Annotated in this window: 18 protein-coding genes and 1 pseudogene; 14 read left to right on the forward strand and 5 right to left on the reverse strand. The window is 62.9% G+C overall.

Annotated elements, in window-relative coordinates; genetic code table 11:
• Positions 1-109: 109 nt before the first annotated feature.
• Positions 110-295, reverse strand: a complete 186-nt coding sequence (locus tag G0Q01_RS16060) for a hypothetical protein (protein ID WP_235940196.1) — start codon at positions 293-295, stop codon at positions 110-112.
• Positions 296-464: 169 nt separating this feature from the next.
• Here G0Q01_RS16060 and G0Q01_RS16065 point away from each other — a divergent pair, with 169 nt between their 5' ends.
• From G0Q01_RS16065 to G0Q01_RS16095, 7 genes are read left to right on the forward strand one after another with little or no spacing between them, the layout of a single operon-like run.
• On the forward strand, positions 465-1,190 hold the full coding sequence (locus tag G0Q01_RS16065; RefSeq protein ID WP_164195907.1) for a GntR family transcriptional regulator: 726 nt from the start codon (positions 465-467) through the stop codon (positions 1,188-1,190).
• Entirely contained in the window at positions 1,187-1,984 is a 798-nt protein-coding gene (locus G0Q01_RS16070; protein WP_164195905.1) for a sugar phosphate isomerase/epimerase, read from the forward strand. The genes G0Q01_RS16065 and G0Q01_RS16070 overlap by 4 nt, the downstream gene beginning before the upstream one ends.
• Positions 1,981-2,433, forward strand: a complete 453-nt coding sequence (aroQ, locus tag G0Q01_RS16075) for a type II 3-dehydroquinate dehydratase (protein ID WP_164195902.1) — start codon at positions 1,981-1,983, stop codon at positions 2,431-2,433. The genes G0Q01_RS16070 and aroQ overlap by 4 nt, the downstream gene beginning before the upstream one ends.
• Positions 2,430-3,323: a dioxygenase gene (locus G0Q01_RS16080; protein ID WP_164195900.1), complete on the forward strand. Its 894-nt coding sequence runs from the start codon at positions 2,430-2,432 to the stop codon at positions 3,321-3,323. The genes aroQ and G0Q01_RS16080 overlap by 4 nt, the downstream gene beginning before the upstream one ends.
• Positions 3,324-3,330: 7 nt before the next feature.
• Positions 3,331-4,113 carry a 2-oxo-hept-4-ene-1,7-dioate hydratase gene (gene hpaH, locus G0Q01_RS16085; protein ID WP_164195898.1) on the forward strand — a complete coding sequence of 261 codons (783 nt, stop codon included), beginning with the start codon at positions 3,331-3,333 and terminating at the stop codon, positions 4,111-4,113.
• Positions 4,114-4,123: 10 nt separating this feature from the next.
• A complete protein-coding gene (locus tag G0Q01_RS16090) occupies positions 4,124-4,885 on the forward strand; it encodes an HpcH/HpaI aldolase/citrate lyase family protein (protein WP_164195896.1) in 762 nt (253 codons plus the stop codon).
• Complete coding sequence (locus tag G0Q01_RS16095; protein ID WP_164213618.1) at positions 4,876-5,523, forward strand: transporter substrate-binding domain-containing protein; 648 nt, start codon at positions 4,876-4,878, stop codon at positions 5,521-5,523. The genes G0Q01_RS16090 and G0Q01_RS16095 overlap by 10 nt, the downstream gene beginning before the upstream one ends.
• Before the next feature lie 144 nt (positions 5,524-5,667).
• Here G0Q01_RS16095 and G0Q01_RS27370 read toward each other — a convergent pair.
• A pseudogene (locus tag G0Q01_RS27370) lies at positions 5,668-5,782 on the reverse strand (IS5/IS1182 family transposase); the annotation flags it as partial.
• A gap of 432 nt (positions 5,783-6,214) precedes the next feature.
• On the opposite strand from G0Q01_RS27370, the gene G0Q01_RS16100 reads away from it, so the two are divergent.
• The 5 genes from G0Q01_RS16100 to G0Q01_RS16120 all read left to right on the forward strand — a co-directional run bounded on the left by G0Q01_RS16100 (position 6,215) and on the right by G0Q01_RS16120 (position 9,767).
• The gene (locus G0Q01_RS16100) at positions 6,215-6,847 is read left to right on the forward strand and encodes a tyrosine-type recombinase/integrase (RefSeq protein ID WP_113913682.1); all 633 of its coding nucleotides are present in this window, start codon (positions 6,215-6,217) and stop codon (positions 6,845-6,847) included.
• 278 nt (positions 6,848-7,125) lie between these two features.
• Positions 7,126-7,662, forward strand: a complete 537-nt coding sequence (locus G0Q01_RS16105; RefSeq protein WP_164213619.1) for a dihydrofolate reductase family protein — start codon at positions 7,126-7,128, stop codon at positions 7,660-7,662.
• A 59-nt stretch (positions 7,663-7,721) separates the two neighbouring features.
• On the forward strand, positions 7,722-8,219 hold the full coding sequence (locus G0Q01_RS16110) for a TetR/AcrR family transcriptional regulator (protein WP_370526757.1): 498 nt from the start codon (positions 7,722-7,724) through the stop codon (positions 8,217-8,219).
• Positions 8,220-8,455: 236 nt separating this feature from the next.
• Positions 8,456-8,917 (forward strand): carboxymuconolactone decarboxylase family protein, encoded by a 462-nt coding sequence (locus tag G0Q01_RS16115; protein WP_235940198.1) that lies wholly within the window; start codon positions 8,456-8,458, stop codon positions 8,915-8,917.
• Positions 8,877-9,767, forward strand: coding sequence for a sigma-70 family RNA polymerase sigma factor (locus G0Q01_RS16120; RefSeq protein ID WP_164213622.1), 891 nt, complete (start codon positions 8,877-8,879; stop codon positions 9,765-9,767). The genes G0Q01_RS16115 and G0Q01_RS16120 overlap by 41 nt, the downstream gene beginning before the upstream one ends.
• A 496-nt stretch (positions 9,768-10,263) precedes the next feature.
• On the opposite strand, the gene G0Q01_RS16125 is transcribed toward G0Q01_RS16120, so the two are convergent.
• From G0Q01_RS16125 to G0Q01_RS16135, 3 genes are all read right to left on the reverse strand, one after another.
• Positions 10,264-11,457 carry an IS91 family transposase gene (locus tag G0Q01_RS16125; RefSeq protein ID WP_164198535.1) on the reverse strand — a complete coding sequence of 398 codons (1,194 nt, stop codon included), beginning with the start codon at positions 11,455-11,457 and terminating at the stop codon, positions 10,264-10,266.
• Between the two features lie 12 nt (positions 11,458-11,469).
• Positions 11,470-12,357: a site-specific integrase gene (locus G0Q01_RS16130; protein WP_164198534.1), complete on the reverse strand. Its 888-nt coding sequence runs from the start codon at positions 12,355-12,357 to the stop codon at positions 11,470-11,472.
• Between the two features lie 398 nt (positions 12,358-12,755).
• A complete protein-coding gene (locus tag G0Q01_RS16135; protein WP_370526758.1) occupies positions 12,756-13,655 on the reverse strand; it encodes a DMT family transporter in 900 nt (299 codons plus the stop codon).
• A 526-nt stretch (positions 13,656-14,181) separates the two neighbouring features.
• Between G0Q01_RS16135 and napF the strand changes: the two genes are divergently transcribed.
• Complete coding sequence (napF, locus tag G0Q01_RS16140) at positions 14,182-14,700, forward strand: ferredoxin-type protein NapF (RefSeq protein ID WP_164213624.1); 519 nt, start codon at positions 14,182-14,184, stop codon at positions 14,698-14,700.
• On the forward strand, positions 14,697-14,969 hold the full coding sequence (locus tag G0Q01_RS16145) for a chaperone NapD (RefSeq protein WP_092431207.1): 273 nt from the start codon (positions 14,697-14,699) through the stop codon (positions 14,967-14,969). The genes napF and G0Q01_RS16145 overlap by 4 nt, the downstream gene beginning before the upstream one ends.
• Positions 14,970-14,971 lie beyond the last annotated feature (2 nt).

The raw sequence follows: 14,971 nt of genomic DNA on the forward strand, positions 1-14,971 counted from the left end.
GAGGCAGAACACCGGTCGAGGCCCATCAGGGCCCCGGCCTCAAGGCGGCAGCATGATCACCAGGCAAGCTTAGCAGCGCCGCAAAACTGTCCGGGAAATGGGGACCACCTCAGTCCGCGAAGTCGGCAACCGCCGGCCCGAAAACCTCGGTCATCGCGACGGCGCGCTGATCGGTTTCGGAATTCACCGCCGACAGCCGGAGTTGAACCTTATCCTGAGCGAACGCGCTGCCGGACGTGACGGCGAGAGCCGCCGTGGCGGCCAGTACAGCACTCCGAGTAACCGAAAATGACATTTGTCTCCTCCCTGAATTTCAGTTCGGGCGACCGTCACCGGCCCCGCCGAATCCAATGAATCGAGGAGTAGAGAAATAAATCCACCCAGTCTAGAGAAATCGATTTTCAATCTTTACATCGATACTAAGCCATGAAATCTTCCACTCATAGAAACTTCGGACACGCCCCATGACCACGTTGGATGCAACAGCCAGAACACCGGACACCGCCCAGAAATCCGTCGGCAAGCCGACGATTGCGGGTCAGGTCGAGGCGCGGATGCGGCACGACATCCTGCATGGGATCCTGAAGCCCGGCGCGCGCCTGAACCTCGATCAGCTGCGCACGACGATGGGTGTCGGCCTCTCGCCGCTGCGCGAGGCCGTGACCCGTCTGGTGTCCGATGGGCTGATCGAGGTTGCGACTCAGCGCGGCTACACGGTCACCCCGACCTCGGTCGCCAATCTCGACGAGGTCAGCGCGCTGCGCATCGAGCTCGAGCCCTACGCGCTGCGCCGGTCGATCGCGAATGGCGGCCTCGACTGGGAGACGTCGGTGATGGCGGCGCTCTACCGCCTCAACAAGACCGACCGCATCGCCGGGGACAATGCCAGCCTGGCCGAATGGGAGGCTGCCAACAACGCGTTTCACCTTGCCCTGATAGAGCGTTGCGACATGCCACTGCTGTTGAAGATGTACAACTCGCTGGTCAACCTGAACGACCGGTATCGGCACATCTACCTGCAAGCGGTCGGCATTCAGCGGGAGGTCATCGACGAGCATACGGCCATCGCGCAGGCGGCGGTCGAGCGGCGCGCCGATGACGCGGCCGAATTGCTGTGCAGACATATCGAGAGATCCACGAACAACCTGCGCCGCCTCATCGCCGCAGAGCTTCCCAAGGTCTCAGAATGACCCGTCCGCTCGGCCTCGGCCATTTCACCTTTCTCGACCTCGCCCCCGCCGATCTCGTCAGGCTGGCACGGCGATCGGGGTTCGACTTCGTGGGCCTCAGGTTTCACCCCGTCGCGCCGGGAGGGGTCCACTACCTTCCCGCCACGCAGGACGTTTCGGAGCTGCGCCGCGTCATGGAGGGCGAAAGGATCGCCCTCTACGACATCGAGACGGTGGTCATCGACCGCGCCCTCGACCCCCGGTCACTGATCCCGGCGATGGATGCGGCGGCGGAGCTTGGCGGCAGGCGCGTGAACACCTGCGCCGACCTGTTCGACGGCCTGCCCGATCGCTTCGCGCAGGTCTGCGCGCTGGCACAGGAGCGCGGTCTCGGCGTCGATCTCGAGTGCATGGCATGGCGCGGCATCGACAGCCCTCAGGCCTGTCTCGAGCTGATCGACCGATCCGGCGCGCCCAACGCCGCCTACCTTGTCGACGCGCTGCATCACGTGCGCTGTGGCGGCACGCCGCAAGGCATCGCGGCGATGCCCGAAGACCGCGTCGTCTCGGCCCAGCTCTGTGATGCCCCCTCTGCGCGCCCGAGCGCCACCGACGCCTTGATCGCCGAGGCCCGCGGCGGGCGCCTCCTACCCGGCGAGGGCGCCCTGCCCCTGCGCGAAATCGTGGCCGCGCTGCCCGCCGACACCGTCATCTCGGTCGAACTGCCGTCAGCCGACGACCCCCGCCCCCCGGCGGAGCGCGCCCGTGCCATTCACTCCGCCACAACCGCCCTTCTGGAAGGACAGCCGACATGAAGACCATCGTGGTCCTGAATGGGCCGAACCTGAATCTGCTCGGCAAGCGCCAGCCGCAGATCTACGGCCATGAGACGCTCGAGGATGTCACCCGACTCTGCGAGGCCGCCTGCGCCGAGGATTTCGATATCCGGCTGCTGCAATCGAACCATGAAGGCCAGATCATCGACTGGATCCACGAGGCCCGCGAGACGACCTGCGGGATGGTGATCAACCCGGCCGCCTTCACGCATACCTCGGTCGCCATTCTGGACGCGCTCAACACCTATGAGCCGCCGGTCATCGAGGTCCATATCAGTCAGGTGCACAAGCGCGAGGCATTCCGCCACCACTCCTACGTGTCGCATCGCGCCGACGGTGTCATCGCGGGCCTCGGGATCGAAGGCTATGCCGCCGGCGTGCGGCGCATCTGCCAGCTTGTGGAAAGATCGACGGAGGCTGCGACATGACGATCATCAAGAGCGAACGAGACGTGACGCCGGCCGTACAGGCCGTCATGGCGCAAACCAGCGACCCGCGCCTGCGCGAAATCATGACATCCCTCATCACCCATCTGCACGGCTTCATTCGCGATGTGCGGCTGAGCGAGTCCGAGTTTCAGGCCGCCACCAAGATCCTCAACGCAATGGGGCAGCAGTCGAATGACAAGCACAACGAGTTTGTGCTGATGGCAGGCTCGCTCGGGGTGTCCTCGCTTGTGTGCCTGCTGAACAACGGCGATGGCGGCGCAACAGAGACGACGCAATCGCTGCTCGGCCCGTTCTGGCGGATGAACCAGCCGCTGACCGAAAACGGCGGCTCGATCCTACGCTCTGATACGCCCGGGCCGCGACTTTACGGTCTGTTTCAGTTTCACGATCAGGACGGCCGTCCGGTCGAGGGGCTGGAGGTCGATATCTGGCACGCCTCGCCCGTGGGGCTCTACGAGAACCAGGATGAAAGCCAGGCGGATTACAACCTGCGCGGCAAGTTCATCACCGATTCAGACGGGGTCGTCCGGTTCAAGTCGGTCAAGCCGATCGGCTACCCGATCCCGACCGACACCACCGTCGGCCAGTTGCTGAAGGCGCAGGGCCGCCACCCCTATCGCCCTGCGCATGTGCATGTCCTTGCCCACAAGCAGGGCTTCAAGACACTGATCAACCAGACCTACGTGGACGAAACCGACTACCTGACATCGGACGTGCAGTTCGGCGTGACCGAGGCGCTGATCGGCAAGCTCGAGCGCCATGACGGGCCGCACCCCGAGGAGGGCGACATCGGCGAATGGTACACCCTCGAGCATACCCTCGTCATGGAACCCGGCGAATCCCGCCTCCCCATTCCACCAATCAAGTGAGACTGAGATGTTGAGCGACCAGAACCGCCAGGCGGCGGCGGATGCGATCCTGACCGCCGAACGGTCCCGTGAGGTTTGCCCGCAACCCTCCGCCACATGGCCGGACATGACCCTCGAGGATGCCTACGACGTGCAACGCCGCTGGGCCGAGGCACGCATCGCCGACGGCGCACGGATCGTTGGGCGCAAGATCGGGCTGACCAGCCGCGCCATGCAGCAGGCCTCGAAGATGACCGAGCCCGACTATGGTGTGATCCTCGACGATGCGCTGTTTCAGGATGGCGCCCGGATCACCGCCGGCACCTTCATCAAGCCCCGACTGGAGGTCGAGCTGGCCTTCATCATGGGCGAGGACCTGTCCGGAGCGGGGTGCCAGATCCACGACGTGCTGCGCGCGACGGAATTCGTGCAGCCCGCGCTGGAGATCATCGACTACCGCACCGAGGTCCCCCGCCAGATCGTTGATACCATCGCCGACAACGCTGCCTTCGGCGCCATCGTGCTGGGCGGTCGCCCGATCCGGCCCTTCGACGTCGATCTGCGCCGGGTCGGCGCGACCCTGTCGCAGAACGGCGTGATCGAGGAAAGCGGCCTCGCCGCGGCCGTCATGGGACACCCCGCCGCGGGCCTGGCCTGGCTTGTCAACAAACTGGCACCGCTGGGGGATGGCCTGAAGAAAGGCGACATCGTCCTGGGCGGTGCCTTCACGCGACCCGTGGATATCAAGTCCGGCGATGTCATCGCGGCGGACTACGGCGAGCTTGGCTCGATCGGCGTCGGCTTCGAATAGGATCAGTATCATGAATCTGCCCCCCAACACCTTCAAAACCGCCCTCCGCGAGGGCCGTCGCCAGATCAGCATCTGGCATTCGCTGTGCGACCCCACGGTCGCCGAATTGCTGGCCGGCTGCGGCTACGACTGGGTCATGCTGGACACCGAGCACTCCCCGGTCGGCCCGGCGGAAGCGATCTCCTTCCTGCGCGCGGTCGCCCCCTATCCCACGAGCCCCGTGGTGCGCCCCGGCTGGAACGATCCGGTCGAGATCAAGAAGCTGCTCGATGCCGGCGCCCAGACCCTGCTGATCCCCTATGTCCAGAACGCGGACGAGGCGCGGGCTGCCGTCGCTGCCGTGACCTACCCCCCGAAGGGAATCCGCGGCGTGTCCGGGATCACCCGGGCCACCCGCTACGCCGCGGTCTCGGGCTATGCCCAACGTGCCAACGAAGAGATCTGTCTGCTCCTGCAAGTGGAAACCCGCGAGGCGCTCGACAGGATCGAAGAGATCGCTGCCGTCGAGGGCGTGGACGGCGTCTTCATCGGGCCTGCCGATCTGGCCGCCAGTTTCGGCTATCCCGGCGAGCCTTCGCATCCCGAGGTGAAGGCGGCGATCCTCGAGGCTTTCGCCAAGCTGGACCGGCTGGGCGTTCCGGCGGGCATCCTCTCGCTGGACCAGGAGTTCCTACGCGAGGCGAAAGCCGCAGGCGCGCGCTTCATCGCGGTTGACGTGGATAGCGGACTTCTCCGCAAGGCGGCCCTGTCGCGGCGGGCCGAATGGGACTGACAGGCCACGCGCTCGGACAGGGCGGCACGCTCCGCGTCGGGCTGAACATGAACAACGCCGCGCTGATCCGGAAGGACGGCGCTGCGTATACCGGGGTCGCCTACGCGCTCGCCCAGAGACTTGCCGAAGTGGCCGGGCTGCGGCTCGTTCCTGTCGAGTATCCGAACGCACGCGCGGCGGTCGACGCCGTCGGAGGCGAGTGGGACATTGCCTTTCTCGCCATTGATCCCTCGCGGACGGATCGGATCGCCTTCAGCGTGCCATACCGATCCGTGGAGGCAACCTTCCTCGTGCGCGACCGATCTCCAAAGCTGCGGTGTTCAGACGTTCTGGCGTCGGGGGAGCCTATCCTGAGCGCGCGCGGTGCCGCCTATCACGCGTACCTCGAAACCCTGGCGAGGCCGGGCGATCTCGTCGCCGCAGCGTCGCCCGCCGAGGCGCTCGCGCGGTTCCGGGCGGGCGAAGGGGCTGCGCTGGCGGGCATCCGCAACACCCTGTCCGACCACGAAAATGCGGCGTTCGGTGTCGTACCCGACTGTTTCGCCAAGATCGAACAGGCTGTGGCGCTACCGCGCCAGAACCGCGCGCAAATGGTGTTCGTAGACCAAATCGTTCAGACATTTCACGGTGACGAGTGAGTTAAGCCGATGTATCGGAGGGCAGGAATGCCATGTGTCGCTCGAGGAAAGAGGCGGCCGCTCCGCATGAGAGCTTCACCCGCGCGGCTGAGGCACGCGGTGTTGGTCGACGTGCTATGCGATGGTTCTGCTCTTCAAAAGCGAGAAGCTCCTTCCCGATATTATTCTGCGTGGCCACCCGCGGCGTGCAGTGCGACTTCGGGAAGTAGGGCTGCAGCAACTCCCTCTGGGCTTCGGTCAACCAGAAAAGATCGCACATCGTCAGCCTCCTTCTAGCGGGGGCTGAATCGCGCGAAGCCGTGCTAATCCATGGGTCCATCTGAGCCTAACGCCGCTCCGCGTGTCCAAAGTACCGGGTAGATGCCGTGTTCCAGCGAACCTGGAGCCAAGAAACTTCCGAATCCAATTGTTACTGGGACCGACCTTCGCAGCGAACGGACACTCCGTAGGCGGTTTGGTCGCTTCTCCCGAGGATTTCGCTGCGCGGCGCACGAACGACGAGATCCATAGCTGCGGTGCAGCATGAAGTTTTGACCGCGCCGCAGCGAAGACTCTGCTGCGAACGCGCGCAGTGAGGAATTGGCCCTTCCGAAACGGGCTCCAAGCCGACCTTCGCTGCGGATCGGTGTTATAATGGGTCGTCGGCGGAGCGCCGAAGACGCGGTGGGACCGGTGGAGTGGAGGAACCGCCATGTCTACCGCCAACCTACCAGCAATCCGTGCTTGCCGCCCCGCTTGGAACAAAGGGCGCATCGTCGGTCAAAAACGTCCGCTGCAACCGAAGCATGTCTGGGCGATCCGGGTCCGACTCGAAATCGCGCATCGCACCAGAGAACTGGCGCTCTTCAACCTTGCCATCGACAGCAAATTGCGTGGTTGCGACCTGGTGCGGCTCAAGGTCGCCGACCTCTATGCAGCGGGTCAGGTCAAGCACCGCGCTACGATCGTTCAGAGCAAGACAAGAAGGCCTGTCAGCTTCGAGGTCACCGAAGGTACCCGGAAAGCAATCGCAGCCTGGCTGGATGCCCCGCTCATGGTCGGGTCGGAGCATCTCTGGCCGGGACGGTTCCACGAACGGCGGCATATCTCGACACGGCAGTATGCTCGCCTCGTCCGGGACTGGGTGACCTCCATCGGTCTCGAGCCAAGCGCCTACGGCACCCATTCCATGCGCCGCACTAAGGTTGCGCAGATTTATCGGAAGACCGGCAATCTTAGAGCAGTGCAGCTATTGCTTGGCCATACGAAGATGGACAGCACCGTGCGTTACCTCGGCGTCGAACTGGAGGATGCGCTCGCGATTGCAGAGTCGGTAGAGATTTGAGCGCCTGGGGCCGGTCCGTCGCGGCCGGCCCATTGCGGACGGTCGAGCACGCGCACATGCGGCGGTGCGGCTGCCCTGAAACGGCCGTTCATGGCTTAGTGCAGAAAAATCCTAGGTCGAATGCCGCTGATGCGGACCCTGCTGCCGTTCGCTTTCGGTCTCGGGTTGCGTCAATCAAAACGAAGTCTATGCGGTGCCAACGTTGTGGACGGGCGTTACACTTGACACGAGGGACGCACACCTTCATTTATTATACAGTGTATAAATAAAGGTGTGAAATGATCACAGGGCATGTTTTCATTGCTACCAGTCTGGACGGCTTCATCGCTCGAAAGGACGGCGATATCGCGTGGCTCCTGGACCGCGATAGCCCCGACGAAGACCATGGCTATGATGCCTTCATCGCGGATATCGACATCATTCTGATGGGACGCGGAACATTCGAAAAGATGGCAGCCGTAAGACCATGGCCCTACAGTCGTCCAGTTGTCGTCCTGTCTTCGACCCTGTCGCAGTCCGACGTGCCGGACGACCTGGCCAACAAGGTACGGGTCGTGACGAAAGCGCCTGAAGAGGCGATGCATATGCTGGCGATCGAAGGACACCGGAAGGTATATGTCGATGGCGGCCTTCTCATTCAGTCCTTCCTTCGGGCCGGCCTGATCGCCGACATGGTGATCACCAGCGTTCCGGTGCTCCTTGGTGAAGGACGCCGGCTCTTCGGCAAGGTCGCCGCTGACATTCCCCTCTGCCTTGAGGACGTAAAGAGCTTTCCATCCGGACTCCTCCAGTCCCGTTACCGGGTCGAGGCATGAAGCGTCCCCGGGGGCGGCCACCACGGGCGCAAGCTCCTGTCTCGCGCGACGAGATGGTTGTGGCCGCCCTCGAGCTTCTGGATCGCGAGGGGGCAGACGCCCTCACGATGAGGGCGTTGGCGGAGCGCCTCGCCATCAACCCCATGACGATCCATCATCACTTCGGCGGACGGGATGGCTTGATCGGCGCGATGTCGGACGCGGTCTATGCGCAGGTAATGGCGCCGGAGGACGGCACCCCAATTGATCGGATTGGAGGTCTACTGAAGGCTTACCACGCCCAGGTGCTTCGCCACCCAGCCTTGACCTTGCTGATCTTCAGCCGGCCGACCGTTTTTCCGCAGCAGGCAGAACGGATCACCGACGAGATCTCTGCCCTTCTGGCCGACGTCGGCCTGCCAGATGATCGGACGCCGCTGTGGCGCGATATACTTGTGGACTTCACCCATGGCTCCGCCTTGGCGACTGCGATGATTGGTTGCGACGGGGACAGCGGATCTCACAAAAATCAGGGGTTCACCATGGCTCTGAGGGAACTCTTGATAAGCTTGAGCTGACGAGGCCAACTGGGTGGCAAGGACTCAGAGTTGGCTTGCGGCCGTGCGGCGGGACGGGGACAATCGCGTCCCGTGTCTCTCCCGGCCCTCAGTTGACCTTCTGTATGCGCCCCGGCGAACGTCCGTTCGGGAGATCAAGGCTGCCATATACTTTTTTGCAGCAGGCATGTCACATCAGCCTTTTCTGAATCGTCATATGGGTGTCAGCTAAACAGGAGACATCGATGACACCCAGAATGACCGATCACTTCCAGCGTATTGGCGCCGCCTCTCAGGGGTTGGTGACCTTCGAGACAGAGTTGCTGAAGGGGCCGGTGGAGCATTCCCTGCTTCACCTGATCAAATTGCGGGCCAGCCAGATCAACGGATGCGCGTTCTGCATCCAAATCCATGCGGCCGATGCGCTAAAAAATTGCGAAACCCATCTTCGCCTTCACATGCTGGCGGGCTGGCGTGACAGCAATCTCTTTACCCCCCGTGAACGCGCCGCACTGGCTTGGACCGAGGCCCTTACGCTGGTGGCGGAGACCCATGCACCCGATGGTATCTGGGAAGAGGTCTGTTCCTTATTCGACAAGGACGAAGTGGCATTCCTGACCTTCGCCATCGGCGCAATCAATCTGTGGAACCGGACCCAGATCGCGTTTCGGGCAATGCATGCCGATGCGCTTCCTGCCGAACGTGCCCATGCCGCCTGAGGGTGCGACCGAAATCTTCGAGATGCAGCGGCCGATGCTGCTGCGTCTCGCCTACCGGATGCTTGGCTCTCATGGGGAAGCAGAAGATGTGGTGCAGGAGGCTTGGGTGCGCTGGCAGGCTACAGATCATGCGCAACTTTCGGAGCCGTCCGCATGGTTGAGCACGGTCGTTTCGCGTCTGTGTCTGGACATTATGAAGTCGGCACGAAACCGTCGCGAAGTCTATACCGGCCCGTGGCTGCCCGAACCTCTAGTCGAAGAGGAAAGTGATGACATACGGCCTGACAACCTCACCCTGTCACTGATGTTGGCACTGGAACGACTGTCGCCCCTAGAGCGCGCAGCTTTTCTCTTGCATGATGTCTTTGGACAACCGCTCGATCAGGTCGCCCAGACAATAGATCGGTCTCCTACAGCGGCACGGCAATTGGCCAGACGGGCCAGGGCCCATGTCCATGTAGACCGCCCTCGCTATACGGTTCCGCGCGAAACCGGCGAGAGGGTGGCACGTGCCTTTTTCGACGCCTGTAAAACCGGAGATTCCAGCACCTTGTCTGCCATCCTGTCCGAAGGCGCGAGGCTTTACTCGGATGGCGGCGGCAAGGTCCGCAACGTGCTCAATATCATTTACGGAAAGGACAACCTGTTGCGAATGTTCAAGAGCTTGTCGCGCAAAAGAGGGGATGAGATGGAGTATATCCACTTTACCATGATTGATGGCCTGCCGGGTTTCATCTGGCGTTTGGGTGGTGAAATTCAGACGGCCGCCGTCGAAATGGACGCGACACAGATCATCGCAATCTACATCACACGAAACCCCGACAAGTTGAGTAAGATCAGATTGAATTAGTTAATGACAACTTCATTCGGATAGCGGGCTTTGATTCCCTGAGCAGCTATCGACAGCTTTCCGCCCTGCGTGTCCGAGCCTGACGACATGCTGCGCCTGGCACGAATGTCTTGGAAGGGCTGTGGAGCGGCCATCTGTCCCGTCCGGGCCGAAGTTCCTGGTGAAGGATTTTCGATGCGGGCCGTGGTGCAACGGTGCCGCTTGACGAGTGGTCGGCCGGCGTTGGAAATCCTCCCAAGGTGGAAGCCGCGGTGGCCAGGTGCTGTCTATGGGGAAAGTGCGCTCAGGTTTCCAGCGCCGGTGCAGCGTGGCTGACGGCTCGAATGATATCGAACGTCGCAAAGGGCGCCCTGATCGGCCGAGTTGATGATGTGCGGTCGCGGGCGGCGCCTTTCGTCGGCGGTTCGCGGGCGTGGCACTACGTGAGGCATGGCTGAGCCGGTCCGGAACGGGCGGGAGATCCGGAGTTTTGATCGTGGCAGAGACTGGCGGTTTGTCATGCGGCCTGCTCCCATGGTGGGGCGCGCGACATCGGTTTCTGGCCGCGACGAAAGATTTCGGTGATGCGCATCGGGCCACCGCAGCATGGGCACGGCTCGCGCAAGGTGAGCGGGGCAGGCTCCGCTGGTTCCTGCGCTTCCAGTTCGGGCGCCCGCTGCCCGAGCAGGCCACGGATGCGGACGATGGTGGCCTTGCGGGTTGCACCGGCCAGAAGGCCGTAGTGCCGGATCCGGTGGAACCCGTCGGGCAGGACGTGCATCAGGAACCGGCGGATGAACTCGGATGTAGCGAGGCGCATGACCCTCGCGCGGTCGCCGGACTTGATGCGGTAGTCCTTCCATCGAAACGCGACAGTCTCGGCGTCGGCGCTGACCAGGCGGGAGTTGGAGATCGCGACGCGGTGGGTGTAGCGGCTCAGGTAGGCGAGCACTGCCTTGGGCCCGCCGAAGGGCGGTTTGGCGTAGACGACCCATTCGGATTTGCGGAACGGCGCGAGCCAGGCGGCAAAGGCATTCGTCTGTGTCAGTCCTTCGAGATCGCCATAGAAGGCCAGCTCGCCAGCGGCATGAAGGGCCAGCAGCCCGTCGAGGAACAAGCGCCTGAACAGGCGCGACAGCACCCGCACATGCAGAAAGAACCCTGGCTTGCAGGCGACCCATCGGGTGCCATCAGGCGAGAGCCCTCCGCCCGGCACAATCATGTGGATGTGGGGATGGTGGGTCAGCGCCGATCCCCAGGTGTGCAGCACGCTGGTCATGCCGATCCGGGCGCCGAGCCGCTTGGGGTCGGCTGCGATGGTCGTGACCGTCTCGGCGGACGCCCGGAATAGCAGGCCATAAATGGCCTTCTTGTTCCACAAGGCGATCTGCGCGATCTCGGCTGGCAGGGTGAAGACGACGTGGAAATACTCCACGGGCAGAAGGTCCTCGGCGCGCGCCGCCATCCAGTCGCGCGCCGCCGGCCCCTGGCACTTCGGACAGTGCCGGTTCTTGCAGGAATTGTAGGCGATGTGGTGGTGGCCGCACTTGGCGCAGCCCGCTACATGCCCGCCGAGCGCCTCGGTCCGGCAGGCTTCGATGGCTGACATCACCTTGAACTGCGAGAGGCTGACGTGCCCGACATTGGCCTGCCGCCACCCAGGACCATGGGAACGAAAGATGTCAGCGATCTCCAGCGTCGGCCGGGGCACCCCGGCGCCCGGTCACTCCAGACTTCGCTTCACGGCGTGATCCTGCAGCTTGGCCAGCATCTCGTAGGGGCTGACCGTGTCGCGGATCGTCTTGGTGGCGACATGCGTGTATTGCGCCGTCGTCGTCAGCTTGGCATGGCCGAGCAGAACCTGGATCACCCGGACATCCGTGTTGGCCTCCAGCAGATGGGTCGCAAAGCTGTGCCTCAGGGTGTGCAGGGTGGCCGCCTTTTTGACCCCGGCCATGGTCTTGGCCGACGTGAACGCGCGGTTCAGTTGGCGCGGTGAGATCGGGTTGATCTTGGGCTTGCCCGGGAACAACCAGCCCTCGGGGCGCGCTTCGCGCCAGTAGTCGCGCAGGAGTTCGAGCAAGCCGGGGGACAGCATCACCTTGCGATCCTTCCGCCCCTTGCCCTGCTCGACATGGATCAGCATGCGGTCGCTGTCGATGTCCCCGATCTTGAGATTGCAGACCTCGGCCGCCCTGAGCCCGGCACCGTAGGAGATGCTGAGCGCCGCGCGATACTTCAGGCCGGGCCCAGGCGCCGCCATCAGAATGTCGGACACCTCCTCGACGCTGAACACCACCGGCAGCTTCCGTGGCTGCGTGCGGAACTGCATGTAGCGCTTCATGTCCTCGCGCCCGCAAGTCATGCCGAAGAAGAACCGAAGCGCCACGATCCGCACGTTGAACGTGCTGGCCGTGACCCCGTTGTCGGTCATGTGCAGTTGGTAGGCGCGCAACTCCTCCGGCGTGGCGGTGTCCGGCGAATGCCCAAGGAACTGGGAGAAATCCTTGATTGCCCGGATGTGGGACTTCTGCGCCTTCTCGCCCAACCCGCGGATGCGCATGTCTTCGATCATTCGCGCCCGCAGCGGCGAAATCCTCTCCTCGGTCATGGGAACCTCCTGTCTGTCGATTGAGAGGCCTCAATCGTCAGGCAGTTGCCCACATTCCCAAATGCACAGGGTGGCGATCAGTCCCACACCCCAGCCACACGCGCCATTGCCGCGCGAGCGGCTTCGTCCATGGGCCGGCAGCGTCTCGGCACTGCAGCGGTGGTGCGCCGTCCAGCTAGATCGGCTTCCTCCGCATACTGCATGACCAGGGCGTCGAGGCGGTCGACAGCTACTACGAGGGGCAAGCCCGAGGCTCGGTTTGTGGCGCCGAGGATGATGCTCAGGCGACTGCCCTACCCCGCACCGGAATCGCATAAGCACCAATAGGTTAGCCTTCGACTTGGCGCTGAACCGCCACATGTATTGGCTTCGTGCCGCCAAGGGGCCGGGTCAAACCCCTACGCCGCTGTGTTTGCGTGCGCAACTTGAGCAAACTGTCGTTCCCGGTTGTGCTCTCTCCACACTGTAAAGACACCGCTACCAATGATGATGGCGGCGCCGGCGAATACGGGCATTTCCGGGATTTCGTTCCAAACGAGCCATCCTGCCAACGTTGCCCAGATCAGAGCCGTGTAGTCGAGAGGCGCAATGACAACCGCGGGCGCCATTCGGAAGGCTTGGGTGATCAGCGTCATCCCAACTGTCCCAAAAAATGCGATAGCCACGAACTTCCACAGGTCATTCAGCGGCACGGGATGCCATACGAATGGTGCAATGAATGCGCTCAACAGAGCCCCTGCCCCGGTAAGATATAGAAGGAGCGTCCAAACGCTCTCACGCTCGTCGACCCATCTGGCGCTGACCATGAGGAGAGCGTAGAAAAGGGCAGTTCCGATGGGCAGCAGTGATACCAGCTGAAAGCTGGCCGCCCCTGGGCGTATCGCTATGACGACGCCGAGAAATCCCGCCAAGACTGCGAGCCACCTTTTCCATCCGACGTGCTCGCCAAGGAACATGGCCGAGATCGCAGTGATGAAGAGCGGCGCCACGAACACCAACGCTGTCGCTTCAGCGATGGGCATCTGCTTCAAACTTGAGAAGAACATGAAGGCGGCGCCCACCCAGACAACACCGCGGACGAGATGGGCGGCGGGTCGGTATGATCGCAAGGCACCAGTTCCGCCGCTGAACAAGACGATCGCAATTGCGAAAGGCAGCGCAATGAGATTTCTCAGGAAGAGAACCTGAAAAGGGGAATAGTCAGACGTCAGGTGCTTGGCAAAGGCGTCATTGACGCTCAGGCACGCGACCCCGACGCACATCATGAGCATCCCGATCGAGACTTTCGACTGCCGCACCTCGCGCCCTCCCTGCATGGTTGCTCGCACTCTTAGCAGGACTGCTCGAGTTGGCGCCATGCTCTCAGCAGAAAATCCACATCGAATGCTTAGAACACATTCAAAATTTCATGCTGTAGCGAAGCCGAACATGTTTGGCTTCGAGGTCTTTCGGTCACATCGCGCGTCCCGCAGAACCCAAGGCACGCCGCCGACCGGAGGGCCAGTATACCGCTTTGGAACGCTTAACTGTCCCTCGGGGCTTGAGTGGGCTAGTCGCTCACCCCGTCGGTCTCGCGGCAGGCGACCGCCACGTCCTACTGCGCGAACGGCCGGGCCAGACACGGCGTCAGATCGAAACGCGTGATTTGTGATTGAACAACCTTACGAGATTTCACAGCTAGGTCTCTCACAATTGGACAACGTTCAACACCACTTTATGCTAGGTCAGGCGCAGCTCTTTTCAGGACGCTCAACCTGTGGCAGTCTGCAACTCACAGTTTAATTTTGCTAAATTTTATAGAGTCAGCGAAAGGCCAGGACGTCAATGACGACCCAGCACAGCAGACGCAACTTCCTTCGCGGGCAATTGTCGCGCCCCGAGGCACCTCTCATGAGGCCCCCGGGGGCTCAGGCCCGCTTCTCGCAGCTCTGTACAGGTTGCGGCGACTGCCTGCGCGCCTGCCCCGAAGCGATCCTCATCCGCCAGCCCGGCCCGCATGAACCTGCCATGCCGCTGGTCGACTTCTCGCTCGGTGCCTGCACGTTCTGCGGTGCCTGCGCCGAGGCCTGCGAGACCGGCGCACTGCTTCCCGAGGCCGTGCCCGAGTGGCCGTGGACCGCCACCATCACCGACACCTGCCTGTCTCTGGGAGGCATCGCCTGCCGGGCCTGCGAAGATGCCTGCGAGCCCCGCGCCATCCGCTTTCGCCTGATGACCGGCGGCCGCGCCGCACCCACACTCGACCCTGAGCAATGCACCGGCTGCGGCGAATGCGCTTTCACCTGCCCCGCCGGCGCCGTTTCCTTTGAGCAGCGCGCACCGGCAACGGAGGTCGTGCGATGAACATCTGCGGCTGCCTCGTCCACGTTGCGCAGAACGCGCTGCTTGATGCCCGCGCGCAGATGGAAGCGCTCGACGGCGTCGAGGTGCATGCGCAGAGCGACGACGGAAGGCTGGTGGTGGTGGTCGAGGACACCGACACCGCCTTCGCCTCGGACATCATCATGACGCTTCACCAGATCCGCGGCGTGATCTCGCTGACCATCAACTACCACCATTTCGAAGACCTCGCCCAACGCCCATCCACCGCCGCCCCCCATCCGGAGACCTGACC

Source organism: Salipiger sp. PrR007 (genome assembly GCF_010499845.1).
GTDB classification, from domain to species: domain Bacteria; phylum Pseudomonadota; class Alphaproteobacteria; order Rhodobacterales; family Rhodobacteraceae; genus Salipiger; species Salipiger pacificus_A.

Excerpts from the sequence above, each read along its gene's own strand:
- G0Q01_RS16095 (WP_164213618.1), top strand. The coding sequence starts at position 4,876 with ATGGGACTGACAGGCCACGCGCTCGGACAGGGCGGCACGCTCCGCGTC.
- hpaH (WP_164195898.1), top strand. The coding sequence starts at position 3,331 with ATGTTGAGCGACCAGAACCGCCAGGCGGCGGCGGATGCGATCCTGACC.
- G0Q01_RS16105 (WP_164213619.1), top strand. The coding sequence starts at position 7,126 with ATGATCACAGGGCATGTTTTCATTGCTACCAGTCTGGACGGCTTCATC.
- G0Q01_RS16065 (WP_164195907.1), top strand. The coding sequence starts at position 465 with ATGACCACGTTGGATGCAACAGCCAGAACACCGGACACCGCCCAGAAA.
- G0Q01_RS16145 (WP_092431207.1), top strand. The coding sequence starts at position 14,697 with ATGAACATCTGCGGCTGCCTCGTCCACGTTGCGCAGAACGCGCTGCTT.
- G0Q01_RS16060 (WP_235940196.1), bottom strand. The coding sequence starts at position 295 with ATGTCATTTTCGGTTACTCGGAGTGCTGTACTGGCCGCCACGGCGGCT.
- napF (WP_164213624.1), top strand. The coding sequence starts at position 14,182 with ATGACGACCCAGCACAGCAGACGCAACTTCCTTCGCGGGCAATTGTCG.
- aroQ (WP_164195902.1), top strand. The coding sequence starts at position 1,981 with ATGAAGACCATCGTGGTCCTGAATGGGCCGAACCTGAATCTGCTCGGC.
- G0Q01_RS16090 (WP_164195896.1), top strand. The coding sequence starts at position 4,124 with ATGAATCTGCCCCCCAACACCTTCAAAACCGCCCTCCGCGAGGGCCGT.
- G0Q01_RS16070 (WP_164195905.1), top strand. The coding sequence starts at position 1,187 with ATGACCCGTCCGCTCGGCCTCGGCCATTTCACCTTTCTCGACCTCGCC.
- G0Q01_RS16100 (WP_113913682.1), top strand. The coding sequence starts at position 6,215 with ATGTCTACCGCCAACCTACCAGCAATCCGTGCTTGCCGCCCCGCTTGG.
- G0Q01_RS16080 (WP_164195900.1), top strand. The coding sequence starts at position 2,430 with ATGACGATCATCAAGAGCGAACGAGACGTGACGCCGGCCGTACAGGCC.
- G0Q01_RS16120 (WP_164213622.1), top strand. The coding sequence starts at position 8,877 with ATGCCGATGCGCTTCCTGCCGAACGTGCCCATGCCGCCTGAGGGTGCG.
- G0Q01_RS16130 (WP_164198534.1), bottom strand. The coding sequence starts at position 12,357 with ATGACCGAGGAGAGGATTTCGCCGCTGCGGGCGCGAATGATCGAAGAC.
- G0Q01_RS16115 (WP_235940198.1), top strand. The coding sequence starts at position 8,456 with ATGACCGATCACTTCCAGCGTATTGGCGCCGCCTCTCAGGGGTTGGTG.